We start from the raw sequence: 14,282 nt of genomic DNA, 5'->3' as shown, positions 1-14,282 counted from the left end.
GTCTCTTACTACCGAAACTACCGAGGAGCGAGCGACGATGCCCGAGCTGAGGTCCCGCACAGTCACCCACGGCCGCAATATGGCGGGCGCACGCGCCCTGATGCGTGCTTCGGGCGTAGCCAGCGCGGACATCGGCAAGCCGATCATCGCGGTCGCCAACTCCTTCACCGAGTTCGTCCCCGGTCACACCCACCTCCAGCCGGTCGGCCGGATCGTGAGCGCGGCCATCAAGGCGGCGGGAGCCGTCCCGCGAGAGTTCAACACCATCGCGGTCGACGACGGCATCGCCATGGGCCATGGCGGAATGCTGTACTCCCTGCCCTCCCGCGATCTGATCGCGGACAGTGTGGAATACATGGTCGAGGCGCACTGCGCCGACGCCCTGATCTGCATCTCCAACTGCGACAAGATCACCCCGGGCATGTTGAACGCGGCCCTGCGGCTCAACATCCCGACCGTCTTTGTCTCCGGCGGTCCGATGGAAGCCGGACAGACCACCCTCGTCGATGGCACGGTCCGCAAGCTCGACCTGGTCAACGCGATCTCGGACGCGGTCAACGAGAACATCTCGGACGAGGACATCCTCCGCATCGAGGAGAACGCCTGTCCCACCTGTGGCTCCTGCTCCGGCATGTTCACCGCCAACTCGATGAACTGTCTGACCGAGGCCATGGGGCTCTCGCTGCCCGGCAACGGCTCGGTGCTCGCCACCCACACCGCCCGCCGCGCTCTGTACGAGAACGCCGGCCGCACGGTCGTCGACATCACCCAGCGTTACTACGAGCAGGACGATGAGACCGTCCTGCCCCGCAACATCGCCTCCCGCGCCGCCTTCGACAACGCCATGGCGCTCGATATCGCCATGGGCGGCTCCACCAACACGATCCTCCACCTGCTGGCGGCGGCGCAGGAAGCCGAGCTGGACTACACCCTCGCCGACATCGACGCGGTCTCCCGCCGGGTCCCCTGCCTGGCGAAGGTCGCACCGAACGTCGCTCCCCAGGACACGTACTACATGGAGGATGTGCACCGCGCCGGTGGCATCCCCGCTCTCCTGGGCGAGCTGTACCGGGGCGGACTCCTGAACGAGGACGTCCACACGGTCCACTCACCGTCGATCAAGCAGTGGCTGGAAACCTGGGACGTCCGCGGTGGCTCCCCGTCCGAGGAAGCCGTCGAGCTCTGGCACGCGGCCCCCGGATCGGTCCGCTCCGCCGAGGCGTTCTCGCAGTCGGCGCGCTGGGACACGCTGGACACGGACGCGGCCCTCGGCTGCATCCGCGACGCCGAGCACGCCTACAGCAAGGACGGCGGACTCGCGGTCCTCAAGGGCAATCTGGCCGTCGACGGCTGTGTGGTGAAGACCGCCGGTGTCGATGAGTCGATCTGGACCTTCGAGGGACCGGCCGTCGTCTGCGAATCCCAGGACGAGGCCGTCGACAAGATCCTCCGCAAGGAGATCAAGGAAGGCGATGTCGTCGTCATCCGCTACGAGGGCCCCAAGGGCGGCCCCGGTATGCAGGAGATGCTCTACCCCACCTCGTTCCTCAAGGGACGCGGCCTGGGCAAGGCGTGCGCACTGGTGACGGACGGCCGCTTCTCCGGCGGTACATCGGGTCTGTCCATCGGCCACGCATCGCCGGAAGCCGCTTCGGGCGGGACGATCGCCCTGGTGGCCAACGGCGACCGGATCCGTATCGACATCCCGAACCGCTCCATCGAACTGCTGGTGTCGGACGAGGAGCTGGCGGCGCGCCGCGAGGCCTTGGGCGGGGTGTACGCGCCGAAGAACCGCGAGCGCAAGGTGTCGGCGGCGCTGAAGGCCTACGCGGCGATGGCGACGAGCGCTGACAAGGGCGCGGTCAGGGACGTCTCCAAGCTGTCCTGAAGCCGGTGGGTCAGGACTGCGTGCTGGTGTCCTGTACCTCCGCTGTCGTCGTCGGGTAATGCCATCCCGGCGCTTTGGTGCGGTGGCGCGTGAGCGAGGGAACCTGTGCCCAGGCTCCTCCGGGAGGGCCCTCGCTGTGCGGAGCGCGATCAGAACGAACTGAGCCCATCCGGCCGCCGATGGCCGGATGGGCTCAGTGATGACCTCGGGGACCTCCCGGCCATGGTCGCGTCAACGGCCGGCGGCCGTCACCAACGCCCCGGGCTTGTCGCGTCCACCGCGAACACCGACCCGTCAGGCGCCGTCCCCAGCACCCGCCCCCGTGTGATCACCGGCGCGTGCAGCACCGAGGAGAAGGTGTGCCGCCCGTCAGCCATCCGGGGCTTGGTCTGCCCGATCAGCTGACCGCGCACCGCGTCCACCGCCAGTAGCCGCCCATCGGCGGCCGTGACGTACACGGTGTTCGCATCGGCCGCCGGGCGGGAGAGATGGGTGACCAGGGTCTCCAGCCGCCAGAGCAGACCGCCGCCCTTCATCGCGACCGCCAGCAGCGCGCCTCCGGCGCTGCTCAGATAGGCGACATCGCCGACCACCATCGCCTGTGCCTGATCGATAGGTACGTCCAAGTCGACCCTGCGTACGCTCTGGGCTCCTGCCTCCGTACCGAGCCGAACCACGGCGTCCGTGGAGTCGTCCGCGTTCATGGAGAGCAGATACAGAGCTCCTCCCGACGCCCACACCGGACTGAGCGTTCCCGTGAGCTGCTTCTCCCACAGTTGTTCGCCGGTCGCCGGATCGACGGCGATCACCAGGGTCGACGCTCCGTCCCCGGCCGGGGTCGCCGCCAGGGCGGGCTCCTTTCCGGTGGAGGCGGACACCCACTGCGTACCGACTCCGCCGTGGCGTTTCACCCACCGCTGGTCCCCGGTCGCCGCGTCGACGGCCCGAACCGTGCCGTCGCCGCTGACGAGCAGCACCACATCGCCGATATGCCGGACGGTCGCATAGGAGGAGATCGGCGCGCTCCAGCGCACCGCGCCCGACTTCGGGTCCAAGGCCTCCAGTCGGCCTGTGTTCGGCGACACCACATGGACGAGACCGCCCGCGAGCACCGGCGGCCGCACTTCGCCGCCACGACGACCGTTGCCTCCGCTCCCGTCCGCGGGCTTCGACCAGTGGGACTTCCCCAGCTCGGGGTCGAGCCGTACAGCCTTGACGCCGGGTGCCGCGCAGTACAGACCCGGCAACCCCGCCCCCGTCGTACAGACCGGAGTCCTGTGCTCCCCGTCCTTGCCCAAGGAGATGTTCCACCCCGTGAAACCACGACTCACGACCACCGGCTCGGGAGAGGCCGCAGCGGAGTCATCGTTCAGGAGCCGCACCCCTGTGATTCCGGCGGTCACCAGAGCGGCGACGGCGGCTCCCGCCGCCACCCACCACAGCCTGTGACGCCTACGGGAGAGCTGCCCTCCGGCGACGGCCTCGGGCGCGTCCTCGGATGGATCCGGCGTTCGCGGGACCGGTATGTACGCCTGGGTGTCATACGAGGTCGACGGCGTCGACTCGCGCAACGCGACCATCACCTCGTAGGGCGTGGGCCGCTCGTCCGGGTCCTTGGCGAGACACTGCTGGAGCAGCGGTACGAGATCAGCAGGTACACCCGTCAAATCCGGTTCATCGTGCACGACTTGGTACGCGACGATATAGGCGCTGTCCGAATCGAACGGTCCTCGCCCGGTCGCGGCGTGGACCAACACCGAGCCCAGGGCGAACACATCGGCGGCCGGTCCCACCTCTCTGGGCCGCTGAAACTGCTCCGGCGCCATGAACGGCGGAGTCCCGATCAGTTTGCCCGTCTCGGTCCGCAGATCGCTGTCCGTGGGACGGGAGATCCCAAAGTCGATCACCTTGGGGCCATCGGGTGCAAGCAGCACATTGCTCGGTTTGAGATCGCGGTGCACCACGCCCGCACGGTGGATATCACGGAGTGCTTCAGCCAACCCGGCCCCGACCCGACGCAGTTCGGCGCTCTCCAGCGGGTTCCGCTTCACCCGCTCGGCGAGAGTGGGCCCGTCGATGAACAAGGTGGCCATCCAGGGCCGCCCGGCTTGCGAGTCGGCATCCACAACCGATGCGGTGAACGCTCCGCTCACTCTGCGGGCCGCCGCGATCTCCTGCCGAAAACGCGCCCTGAACTCCGGATCAGAGGCGTGTTCCCCATGAATCACCTTGACCGCGAGCCGGAGTCCCGATGCGGAAGTGGCTAGATGTACTACCCCCATGCCGCCGGTTCCCAGGCAGGACTCAAGCCGGTATTGCCCTGCGTATTCCGGATGCTCCGCTTCCGAAGACTGACCGGTGCTGCGCAGCGGTGGCATCTCCACCCCCGTGTTCTCAGAGCGCCCACGCGACTCACGGAGCCTAGTCGATGGTGAGTGCGATCCAGGGATAGCTTGCTAGCCTCCGCGGGGCGTACCGTAGTGAATCGCCTATACATCAACGGGGGATATTTAAATGGCACTTGAAGAAGTACGTCCTGAAACCGACGGCACCGCAGCAGGCACGGACGATGTCTCGCAGCGCAGCGCCACCCGCTACCCGGTCGCACCCGGCTACCGGGTGAACGTCCGCAGCGGTCCCGGCACCCAGTACGAGATCGTCAGGGTGCTGCAGTACGGGGCCCGAGTACCGATCAACTGTCAGAAGCCGGGCGAGTGGATCACCGGCCCCTACGGCACCACCAACATCTGGGACTGCATCGCCAACGGCCAGTTCATCTCGGATGCGTATGTGCAGACCGGCAGCAATGGCTATGTGACCATCCGCTGCTCCTGATGCTCCCGCTGATCCCGGTGGGTCGATGCCCGGGGGCGCGTCGGGTCTGAAGGATTCGGACATCCCTGCTGGGAACCAGGCCCTGGGTGGACCCAGGGCCTGGTGGCCGACCCTCCATCGTCACGGGGGCGCTCCTTGCGATAATCGGCCCGTGAGCGAGCAGACCAGTAGCAGCGCGGGCAGCAGGGCCAGCAGAGGCAGTGCGGGCACCACCGGCAGTGCGGGCGCAGGCACCGGCGGAAGATCCGGTACCGGCGAAAGCCTCGTCGTCGGTGAGCGCGGCGGTGGCGGTGAGACAGGCCCCGCGCCCGAACCGATTCGTTTCTTCGGCACCACCTGGGTCGGTCATGACGGGGGATACGGACTGCGCCGGGCGGCGCTTGCCATCGGCTCCCTCGCCGCGGCCATCGCGGGCGCACTCGTTCTACGATTCGCCTACCAGGGCCTGACGATCGCCGAGGTCGGTGGCTTCGTCAACGCACTGGTCATCGTGATGATGGCGGCGTGCAGCGCGATCGCCTGCCGCAAGACCTGGGAGGGGTTCACCCGCCGCCCCACCGGACCGAGCGCGGCCCCGGACTCGCTGCGCAGCCTGAAGACCATCGGATTCATCGGCGTACTCCTCGCCTACACGGTGCGGGCACTCATCGAGGCCCCTGGCGAGAAACTGCACCGTCAGGAGTATGAGACGGCTCGGGCCCAGTACGAGAAGCGGCGCAAAACCCGCACCGGCAACCCGGCCGCCCGGAGGAACAAAGCAGGGAAGGCCGCTCGGCCAAAGCGTCGGTGATCGCTGCGGAAGGGCGATGGACCAGTCAGGCTAGGAGATATGACTGAGCATTCCTCGTCCTCCTCGGGGGACAGGGCACTCTCCTTCGACTCGGCCGCGGCCCGGTATGACACCGCACGGCCCGGCTATCCCCCCGTGCTCTTCGACGCCGTCGAAGAGATCACCGGGCGTACACTCCACGGCTCCCAGGTCATCGATGTCGGCGCCGGCACCGGCATAGCCACTCAGCTGCTGTCCGCCCGCGGAGCCCAGGTCACCGCGGTGGAACCAGGCCCCGGTATGGCCGCCCAGCTACGCCGCAGGCTGCCTGGCATCCCGGTGGTGCGGGGCCTTGGCGATGCCCTTCCGCTGGCCGATGAATGCGCTGACCTCATCGCCTATGCCCAGTCCTGGCACTGGACCGACCCGGAGCGATCCCTTCCCGAGGCACTGCGGGTGCTCCGACCGGGCGGTGCGCTCGCCCTCTGGTGGAACGTCGCCGATACGGAGGTGCCCTGGATCTTCGCCCAGGCGGAACGCCTACGCGTCGAACTCTACGGCGGCGCCCATGGCTCCCCCGGCCTCGCCCGTCGACTGCCCGCGGAGCTGCACACCGAGGAACGCACGCTCCACTGGACTCGTGAGGTGTCCGTCGATCTCCATCTCGACAATCTCTCCAGTCACTCACTCCTCCTTACGCTCGCCCCGCAGACGGTGGCCGACTTCCTTGACCGGGAACGGGCGCACCTGCTCACGCTCTTTCCTCCGGGGAGCATTCGCGAGGAGTACAAGGTCGAGCTGACTGTCACATTCCGTCCGGCCGGATCGTCTGACTGACACAACCCCGGGACGCCGGTGGGAGAAGGGGAACCATGGCGGAACTGACCGTCTTCGAGGAACAGCGTGGACGACTGTGGGGGATCGCCTACCGCATCACCGGATCGGTCGCGGACGCCGATGACGCAGTGCAGGAGTCATGGCTGCGCTGGTCCAAGGTGCCGGACGGGGTGGCCGACGATCCCCGGGCGTACCTCACGACCGTGGTCAGCCGGATCTGCTACGACCAGTTGACCTCTGCCCGGGCCCGCCGGGAGCAGTACACCGGTCCCTGGCTACCGGAGCCCGTCGTCGCCCAGGAAGGTCCGGAGGACCGTGCCACCCTCGATGAGTCGGTGAGTATCGCCCTCCTCGCCGTCCTGGAACGGCTCACCCCCGCCGAACGCACCGCGTTCATCCTCCATGACGTCTTCTCCGTGCCCTTTCCCGAGATCGCCGAAGTGGTGGGCCGCACCCCCGACTCCGTACGGCAGTTGGCCTCCCGCGCCCGTCGGCGGGTACGAGCCGAAGCGCCGCGCCGCCCGGTGCGGCGCGGCGAGCACCGCAAGGCGGTCGAAGCCTTTCTCGCCGCGGTCATGGGCGGGGACTTCGAGGGGCTGCTGGCGATCCTTGACCCCGATGTCATCTGGCGCTCGGACGGTGGCGGCAAGGTCATCGCGGCCCGGCTGCCCGTGCTCGGCGGCGAGAAGGTGGCCCGGTTTGCTCAGCATCTGACGCGTGCCTTCGACCCGGACCGGATGTGGATCGCCATCCGGAACGTCAATGGCGCGCCCGGAGTGATCGTCGCCGACCCCGACACCGGCCATGCCAGGGTCTTCTCCTTCCTGGTCGACCAGGGCCGCATCCGCGAGATCAATGTGATCCTCAACCCCGACAAGACCACCCATCTCGATCTGGCGGCCCTTCGCTGAGCCGTGACGGGCCTCATGTCACACACCGTTGGCTCGCGTCGTCCCCCCTGTATGGCAACGACGACAACGAACCGAGACAAGCAGCAGATCATCGTCCTCGGCGCGGGCTACGGTGGCCTGCTGGCCGCCCTGCGGTTGGCTCCGTACGCACGCGTCACCCTGATCGACCCGTCCGACCACTTCACCGAACGGGTTCGCCAGCATGAACTCGTCGCCCGCCCGGCCGGAGCCGCCCTCGCCCTCGCCGATCTGCTGCGGGGAACCGGCGTACGCCACATCCCCAGCCGCGCCAGCGCCCTTGACCCGGTGGGACGCCAGGTCACCACGGATGATGGCCAGCGCCTTGGCTACGACCGGCTGGTGTACGCCCTGGGCAGCCGTACCGCCGTCCCGATGGACCACACCGCCCTTCCGGACGCTCCCGGCGTTCACCCTGATTCTGTTCCGCGGGTGTCAACGGGGTCGAGCGAACACCCCCTCCGCGTCTACACCGCTGAATCCGCGGGAGCTCTGCGCCTGCGCACGCAGAGCGGCAAGGGAGCCCTGACCGTCGTGGGTGGAGGACTCACCGGAATCGAACTGGCAGCGGAACTGGCCGAGTCCCGCCCCGCCTGGGACATTCGGCTCCTCACGGCGGGCCCACTGGCCGCCGGTCAGTCGGCACGAGGTCGGGACCATGTTCGCGGCGCCCTGGAGGCACAGGGGGTCCGTATCGAGGAGGGGCGCAAGGTCGAAGACCCGGCTGGGGTGGATGCGGATGTGGTGGTCTGGGCGGCTTCGATGCGGCCCAACGTCGGTCTGGCGGCCGACGCGGGACTGGCCCTGGACCCCGAGTCGGGCCGCATCGCCGTGGATGCCGCTCTGCGCTCGATCACCCATCCGGAGATCTCTGCGGTAGGTGACGCAGCGGCCGCGCACTCCCCGCTGGGGGCCCCCTCCGCATGGGTTGTGCGGCAGCGCTTCCCACCGGCTTCCACGCGGCCTCCGCCATCATCGCCGAGATCCACGATCGAGAACCGCAACCACTGCACTTCGGCTATCTGATCCAGTGCCTGAGCCTGGGGCGCCGGGATGGCCTGATCCAATTTGTCCATCAGGACGACCGCCCTCGGGAGCGCGTACTGACGGGCCGTATGGCCGCGCTGACGAAGGAGCAGGTCGTCCGGTCCACGATCTACGTCCTGCGATCGGCCCGCCGCTCTCCCCGCACCCTTGCGCTGCTGCCGGGCCTTGGCTGACGGCGATCCTGACGAGCCCTCTCGCCAGGCCCTCGTACTCGGAGCCGCCCACCCTCCCGCTACTGGACCGGGCGGTCTCAAGGCGCCACCGTTCACCCCTTCCGCGTAGAGAACCGCCCCACCAGCGCAACGACGAGCCACACCAGCACACCCATCCATATCGCGTCTCCCACGCCTCCGAAGAAGCTCCGCGTGGTCACCGCCTGACTCACCACGAGGTCCCCCAGGGCCATCAACGCACCCGGCACCGCCGCAACGTGCCAAGGGTGCTCAGCGGCCCAGCGTTGGATGCGCCGGTCGGCACGGGTCTCGGACGTGGCCGGCACTGGCAGCCCGGTCCAGCTGGTGGACGCGGCCGAGGTGGCCGCCCTGCCCCCGAGGATCGAGCCCGCCCCACCCACGATGAGGAACAGCATCAGCGCGAACGACAGGGCTTCCCCCAGCGCGCCCAGCCAGATGCCGTCCATGAGGTTGAGACCGAAGACAACGGCACCGCCGATTGCGCCTGCCCTCGCGGCGGTCCGCCATGGCCCGAGCGTCACCGCGGCAACAGCGAGGTGCCGCCGTTCGGATCTTGAGATCTCGCCGTCGTGATTCATGTGTCCGCTCATACCTTCACCTTTCTGCCTCTCCTCCCCGAAACGCCATGGGGGATGCCCCTGATCCGTCCCCGATCTCTTGACGGAGCACGGCCCCGAGAGGATTATTCATCGCATGATGAATTCCTCTGATGTGGCCATCCTGGCCCGCGGTCTCACCGTCGTACGAGGAGATCGCACCGTCCTCAAGGGCATCGACTTCACCGTCCCGCCCGGCCGTATCACCGGACTACTCGGCCCTTCCGGCTGCGGTAAGTCGACCCTGATGCGTGCGGTCGTAGGCACCCAGGCAAAGGTCACCGGCACCCTCGACATCCTCGGCACCCCGGCCGGCCACGCCGCGCTCCGCTCCCGCATCGGCTATGTCACCCAGGCGCCCTCCATCTATGACGATCTGACGGTCCAGCAGAACCTGGACTACTTCGCCTCGGTGCTGCGTCCCGGCCGCGGCAACCGCGGCATCCGTCAGGACCACGTCACCCGTGCCATTGCGGATGTGGATCTCACCTCCCACGCAGACTCCCTCGCCGGACGTCTCTCCGGCGGCCAACGCAGCCGTGTCTCCCTGGCCGTCGCCCTGCTCGGCACTCCCGAACTACTGGTCCTCGACGAACCCACGGTCGGGCTCGACCCAGTCCTGCGCCGTGATCTGTGGGCCCTCTTCCACCACCTCGCCGCCGCACGCGGCACAACGATCCTTGTCTCCTCCCATGTCATGGATGAGGCCGAGCGCTGCCACCGCCTGCTGCTGATGCGAGCGGGCGAGGTCATTGCTGAGGACACCCCAAGTGACCTGCGCTTTCGCACCGGAACCGACACGGTTGAGGCAGCCTTTCTCCATCTGGTCGACAAAGCCACCGCCCGCTCCGCCCAGACCCCGCCCCCACATCCCCATCCGGAACCACAAGCACCCGGCACGGGAGCACACGGCATCGGAACATCCGGCACGGGAACGGACAGCACAGAAAACCGTGGCACCACCCCGCACGGCCCCACCCCTGAGCCCGACCCTCAGGCCACTACCCGAACCGCTGCCCAGACCGCGCAGCCAGTCTCATCGCCCGCTTCAGCCAGCACGACCCCTGGCACCGAGCCCACTGCGCCATCCACCCCACACCTTGACGAGCAGCCCGACGAGCAGCCCGAACCCGCCCAGGAGAACGCGCGATGAGCATCTCCCGCACCCTTGCCACCACGGCCCGCGTCCTGCGCCAGCTGCGCCATGACCGCCGGTCCATCGCCCTGATGGTTCTCGTCCCCTGCGTCATGCTCTTTCTGCTGCGCTATGTCTTCGACGGCAGCCCGCGCACCTTTGACTCCATCGGTGCCTCACTTCTCGGCATCTTTCCGCTCATCACGATGTTCCTGGTGACCTCCATCGCCACCTTGCGCGAACGCACCTCCGGAACCCTGGAGCGGTTGCTCGCCATGCCCCTCGGCAAAGGCGATCTCATCGCCGGCTATGCACTCGCCTTCGGCGTCGTCGCCGTCGTCCAGTCACTACTCGCCACCGGACTGGCCCTATGGGGTCTTGGCCTTGATGTCATCGGCTCTCCCTGGCTCCTCCTCCTGGTCGCCCTCCTCGACGCTCTGCTGGGTACGGCACTTGGCCTCTTTGTCTCGGCCTTCGCCGCCTCGGAGTTCCAAGCGGTCCAGTTCATGCCGGCGGTGATCTTTCCCCAGTTGCTTCTCTGCGGCCTGTTCACACCTCGCGAGAACATGCAGCCCGTCCTTGAGGCGATCTCTCATGCCCTCCCCATGTCGTACGCGGTCGATGCCATGACCGAGATCCTTCGACAGCCCGACCCCACCGGGGACTTTGCCCTGGATGTCCTTGTCGTCGCCGGCTGCGCCGTCCTCGTCCTCTCCCTGGGAGCCGCGACGCTCCGCCGTCGTACTGCCTGATCCGCCACGAAGGCCCCAGCTCAGCTGCGACAACCACGGCGCTGGGGAACGTCGGGCCCACACCCCACAGGCCATGCAACACCCAGGCGACGCAGATCATGGAGTCATATGGGGCACGGTGCCAGGGCCCACGGCGGCAGATCAGCGGAGCCAGACACCAGAGCCAGCCACCAACGCCAGTCCTCCTGCCTCCCATCGACTTCCGCTCACTCGCCCTCTGCGTCCCCGAACGTCTCCTTCCTGAGAACCGCCCATCCGGCGGCATCGCATGCTGGCCTCCGGACCCGATGACACTCCCCGTGGTGTCCGTCAACTGATGGACACGCTGCCTCCCGGAGCGAGCAGCTTGGCGAGCGCTGCCCGTCCCCGAGACAACTGGGCCTTGACCGTCCCCGACGGCGCTCCGGTCTCCGCGGCGATCTGCTCCACACTCACATCGCAGAGATGGTGCAGTACCAGGGCCCTGCGCTGGGCCTCCGGTAACTGCCGTAGCGCCTCCACGATCACCAGGTGCTCCACTCCGGGTTCATGGACCCGCTCCGCCGGTCCATGACGACACACCAGCTCCATCCACCTCCTCGCCCGTCGCCAACGACTCACCGCGAGCCGCGTCGCCACCGTTCTGATCCATGCCTCGGGCGCCTTCTCGGCCAGAAAGGACACCCGCCGCCCCCAGGCCCGTACGAACGCCTCCTGCACCACGTCCTGTGCTTCACCGTGATCGCCTGTCATCGCGGTCAGCTGCCGCACCAACCGAGGGAACGCAATCGCGTAAAAGGCGTCGAACTCGTCCTCCGTCACGCGCCGTAGGACCGCCCCTTTGGCCCTTGGGTTCCACTAGAGCCACCTCAGCCCCATCCGTACCGCTGTATGGACGCGACGGCACGGTCATGCCTCCAGTGCGAGGATGAACGCACGAATCCCCACCGGCGAGGTGCACAGAGCTATGACCCAGACAGTCGCAGTCCTTGGTACGGGCAAGATCGGCGAGGCCCTGCTCAGCGGCATGATCCGCGCTGGGTGGCGGACGGCTGACCTCCTCGTCACGACCCGCCGCTCGGACCGCGCTGACGAACTCCGCGCCCGCTACGGCGTCGAACCCGTCACCAACGCCGAGGCCGCCAAGCGTGCCGACACCCTCATCCTGGCCGTCAAGCCCCAGGACATGGGCAAGCTCCTCGATGAACTCGCTCCCTACATCACCACTGACCGTCTGATCATCAGCGCAGCCGCTGGTATCCCCACCTCCTTCATTGAAGAGCGCCTGACACCCGGCGCCCCCGTGGTCCGCGTCATGCCCAATACCCCGGTCCTGGTCGACGAGGGGATGTCCGTCATCTCAGCGGGCAATCACGCCACCGCCGCACACCTTGCCCACACCGAGGCGATCTTCGGCGGCGTCGGTAAAACCCTCCGCGTCCCCGAGTCCCAGCAGGACGCGGCCACTGCCTTGTCAGGCTCCGGTCCGGCGTACTTCTACTTTCTCGTCGAAGCCATGACCGACGCCGGAATCCTCCTCGGCCTGCCCCGCGCGCAGGCACATGACCTCATCGTCCAGGCCGCGATCGGCGCCGCCGTGATGCTCCGCGACAGCGGCGAGCACCCAGTCAAACTCCGTGAAGCCGTCACCTCCCCCGCCGGCACCACCATCAGTGCCATTCGTGAATTGGAGAACCACGGTGTACGCGCGGCCCTCATCGCCGCTCTTGAAGCCGCCCGTGACCGCAGCCGTGAACTGGCCTCAGGAAACAGCTGACCAGCTGATCACCCACACCCACCGCCGCGACGCCACGGCGGTGGGACGCAGGAGATCACCTCGGTTGCCCAAGGCCTAGCCGGGCAGCAACCCGATCGCCGCATAGGCGGCGTCAACCCGTGGTCGGGCCATCCCCCTGGCCCGCTCGGCTCCCTTCCTCAGCACCTCATCAACGAAGCCCCCGTCCGCCGCCAACTCCGCGTGCCGCTCCCTCACCGGCCTCAGCAGCTCCACCACCGCCTCGGCCGTGTCCCTTTTCAGCGCCCCGTACGACTCATATACACCGGCCAACTCGATTGGGTTCCCCTCCGAGCACGCCGAGAGGATCTCCAGCAGATTCGCGACGCCCGGGCTGCGCTCACGGTCGTACTCGACCTCACGCCCGCTGTCCGTGACTGCCCGCATGACCTTCTTGCGCACCTGGTCTGCGTCATCCAGCAGATAGACGATGCCGGCCGGTGACTCATGCGACTTCCCCATCTTCGACATGGGGTCCTGAAGATCCATGACACGGGCGGCCACCGGCGGATGCGTGGCTCTGGGCACGGTGAAGGTGTGCCCGTACCGCTGGTTGAACCGCACGGCCAGATCGCGGCTCAGCTCGACGTGCTGGGTCTGGTCCGCACCCACCGGTACCTCATCGGTTCCATAGGCGAGGATGTCCGCCGCCATCAAAACCGGATAGGTCAGCAGCGAGAGCCGCACGCTCTGCCCTGCGGCCCGGGCCTGTGCGCTCTTCTCCTTGTACTGGATCATCCGCCGCAGTTCTCCGTCGGTGGCGGTGCACTCCAGTACATAGGAGAGCCGAGCGTGCTCATCGACCTGGCTCTGGACGAACACGGTGCACAGGTCGGGATCGAGGCCGGCGGCGAGCATGAGCGTCACTGCCTGCCTGCTGAGCCTGCGCACCCGAGCCGGATCGTGATCCACGGTCAGCGCATGGAGATCGACCACGGAGAAGAGCGCGTCCGCTTGGTGCTGGTCGAGCTCGACCCACCGGCGCAACGCCCCCAGATAGTTGCCCAGTGTCAGATGCCCCGTGGGCTTGATCCCGCTGAAGATCCGTTTCATCAACGCTCTCCCTCTCCTGTCGGAGCCGCCGCGCCTGCGGCCAGCCCTCCCGGGGGGAGAAACAAGAACGGCCGCCAGGAGCGGCGGCCGATGAATGCTCGCGTAGGTGCCGGCCGCCGTCAGGCGGCCCGCCACTGAAGGGGGCACGTACGCGATGTCATGGGCTGAGGCTACGGGAGCAAACCTCGGTTTGACAGTAGATACACCAGGTCCGTAGTGTTCTCCGAGTTGCCCGCCGTGAGAGCCGACTTAGGTTGGTCCCCGGGTAGCCATTTCACAAGAACACACCGCAAGCGAATGACTATGTGTCGTCCGGTTTTCGGTGCGCAATTGCGAAATGAGGAGTCCGCACTCGAAGGAGCGCAACCCGATTTGGTTCGGGTCCAAGGATTCCGCTAAAGTCTCACTCGTCGGAACGGCCGAAGGGCCGGAAAGACAATCCCGATTTCGACCGGGAATCAGGCCCGAAAGGA

General features: G+C 67.6%; 12 protein-coding genes and 1 pseudogene. 9 read left to right on the top strand and 4 right to left on the bottom strand.

The features are described 5' to 3' along the window. The first annotated feature begins 37 nt into the window (after positions 1-37). Positions 38-1,888 carry a dihydroxy-acid dehydratase gene (gene ilvD, locus NBG84_RS36945; RefSeq protein WP_250924088.1) on the top strand — a complete coding sequence of 617 codons (1,851 nt, stop codon included), beginning with the start codon at positions 38-40 and terminating at the stop codon, positions 1,886-1,888. 248 nt (positions 1,889-2,136) lie between these two features. On the opposite strand, the gene NBG84_RS36940 is transcribed toward ilvD, so the two are convergent. After that, positions 2,137-4,266 (bottom strand): protein kinase domain-containing protein, encoded by a 2,130-nt coding sequence (locus NBG84_RS36940; RefSeq protein WP_250924102.1) that lies wholly within the window; start codon positions 4,264-4,266, stop codon positions 2,137-2,139. Positions 4,267-4,402: 136 nt separating this feature from the next. Between NBG84_RS36940 and NBG84_RS36935 the strand changes: the two genes are divergently transcribed. From NBG84_RS36935 to NBG84_RS36915, 5 genes are all read left to right on the top strand, one after another. Then, positions 4,403-4,723: an SH3 domain-containing protein gene (locus tag NBG84_RS36935; RefSeq protein WP_250924087.1), complete on the top strand. Its 321-nt coding sequence runs from the start codon at positions 4,403-4,405 to the stop codon at positions 4,721-4,723. A gap of 316 nt (positions 4,724-5,039) precedes the next feature. Next, positions 5,040-5,513 (top strand): hypothetical protein, encoded by a 474-nt coding sequence (locus NBG84_RS36930; protein WP_425608767.1) that lies wholly within the window; start codon positions 5,040-5,042, stop codon positions 5,511-5,513. 39 nt (positions 5,514-5,552) lie between these two features. Then, complete coding sequence (locus NBG84_RS36925) at positions 5,553-6,329, top strand: class I SAM-dependent methyltransferase (RefSeq protein WP_250924085.1); 777 nt, start codon at positions 5,553-5,555, stop codon at positions 6,327-6,329. A gap of 35 nt (positions 6,330-6,364) precedes the next feature. After that, the gene (gene sigJ / locus NBG84_RS36920; RefSeq protein ID WP_250924084.1) at positions 6,365-7,240 is read left to right on the top strand and encodes an RNA polymerase sigma factor SigJ; all 876 of its coding nucleotides are present in this window, start codon (positions 6,365-6,367) and stop codon (positions 7,238-7,240) included. A 51-nt stretch (positions 7,241-7,291) separates the two neighbouring features. Next, positions 7,292-8,284, top strand: a complete 993-nt coding sequence (locus NBG84_RS36915; RefSeq protein WP_308312154.1) for an NAD(P)/FAD-dependent oxidoreductase — start codon at positions 7,292-7,294, stop codon at positions 8,282-8,284. Positions 8,285-8,570: 286 nt separating this feature from the next. Here the strand turns inward: NBG84_RS36915 and NBG84_RS36910 are convergent, their stop codons facing one another. Then, positions 8,571-9,089 (bottom strand): hypothetical protein, encoded by a 519-nt coding sequence (locus tag NBG84_RS36910; protein ID WP_250924083.1) that lies wholly within the window; start codon positions 9,087-9,089, stop codon positions 8,571-8,573. Positions 9,090-9,192: 103 nt separating this feature from the next. Here NBG84_RS36910 and NBG84_RS36905 point away from each other — a divergent pair. Next, a pseudogene (locus tag NBG84_RS36905) lies at positions 9,193-9,942 on the top strand (ABC transporter ATP-binding protein); the annotation flags it as partial. Between the two features lie 302 nt (positions 9,943-10,244). Further along, complete coding sequence (locus tag NBG84_RS36900; protein ID WP_250924082.1) at positions 10,245-10,982, top strand: ABC transporter permease; 738 nt, start codon at positions 10,245-10,247, stop codon at positions 10,980-10,982. 309 nt (positions 10,983-11,291) lie between these two features. Here the strand turns inward: NBG84_RS36900 and NBG84_RS36895 are convergent, their stop codons facing one another. Continuing rightward, positions 11,292-11,783 carry a SigE family RNA polymerase sigma factor gene (locus tag NBG84_RS36895; RefSeq protein WP_250924081.1) on the bottom strand — a complete coding sequence of 164 codons (492 nt, stop codon included), beginning with the start codon at positions 11,781-11,783 and terminating at the stop codon, positions 11,292-11,294. Positions 11,784-11,928: 145 nt separating this feature from the next. On the opposite strand from NBG84_RS36895, the gene proC reads away from it, so the two are divergent. Beyond that, positions 11,929-12,738 (top strand): pyrroline-5-carboxylate reductase, encoded by an 810-nt coding sequence (gene proC / locus NBG84_RS36890; RefSeq protein ID WP_250924080.1) that lies wholly within the window; start codon positions 11,929-11,931, stop codon positions 12,736-12,738. Between the two features lie 75 nt (positions 12,739-12,813). On the opposite strand, the gene trpS is transcribed toward proC, so the two are convergent. Continuing rightward, positions 12,814-13,809: a tryptophan--tRNA ligase gene (gene trpS / locus NBG84_RS36885; protein ID WP_250924079.1), complete on the bottom strand. Its 996-nt coding sequence runs from the start codon at positions 13,807-13,809 to the stop codon at positions 12,814-12,816. Between the last annotated feature and the right edge of the window lie 473 nt (positions 13,810-14,282).

It is taken from the genome of Streptomyces albipurpureus (assembly GCF_023701525.1).
Lineage (GTDB): Bacteria > Actinomycetota > Actinomycetes > Streptomycetales > Streptomycetaceae > Streptomyces > Streptomyces albipurpureus.
Note: the sequence above shows the minus strand (reverse complement) of the source record. Positions and strands in the feature narration are given on the sequence as shown.

What these genes read in the sequence shown, in the direction of transcription:
- NBG84_RS36900 (WP_250924082.1), top strand. Translation starts at nt 10,245, where the DNA reads ATGAGCATCTCCCGCACCCTTGCCACCACGGCCCGCGTCCTGCGCCAG.
- trpS (WP_250924079.1), bottom strand. Translation starts at nt 13,809, where the DNA reads ATGAAACGGATCTTCAGCGGGATCAAGCCCACGGGGCATCTGACACTG.
- NBG84_RS36935 (WP_250924087.1), top strand. Translation starts at nt 4,403, where the DNA reads ATGGCACTTGAAGAAGTACGTCCTGAAACCGACGGCACCGCAGCAGGC.
- ilvD (WP_250924088.1), top strand. Translation starts at nt 38, where the DNA reads ATGCCCGAGCTGAGGTCCCGCACAGTCACCCACGGCCGCAATATGGCG.
- proC (WP_250924080.1), top strand. Translation starts at nt 11,929, where the DNA reads ATGACCCAGACAGTCGCAGTCCTTGGTACGGGCAAGATCGGCGAGGCC.
- NBG84_RS36915 (WP_308312154.1), top strand. Translation starts at nt 7,292, where the DNA reads ATGGCAACGACGACAACGAACCGAGACAAGCAGCAGATCATCGTCCTC.
- NBG84_RS36910 (WP_250924083.1), bottom strand. Translation starts at nt 9,089, where the DNA reads ATGAGCGGACACATGAATCACGACGGCGAGATCTCAAGATCCGAACGG.
- sigJ (WP_250924084.1), top strand. Translation starts at nt 6,365, where the DNA reads ATGGCGGAACTGACCGTCTTCGAGGAACAGCGTGGACGACTGTGGGGG.
- NBG84_RS36940 (WP_250924102.1), bottom strand. Translation starts at nt 4,266, where the DNA reads ATGCCACCGCTGCGCAGCACCGGTCAGTCTTCGGAAGCGGAGCATCCG.
- NBG84_RS36925 (WP_250924085.1), top strand. Translation starts at nt 5,553, where the DNA reads ATGACTGAGCATTCCTCGTCCTCCTCGGGGGACAGGGCACTCTCCTTC.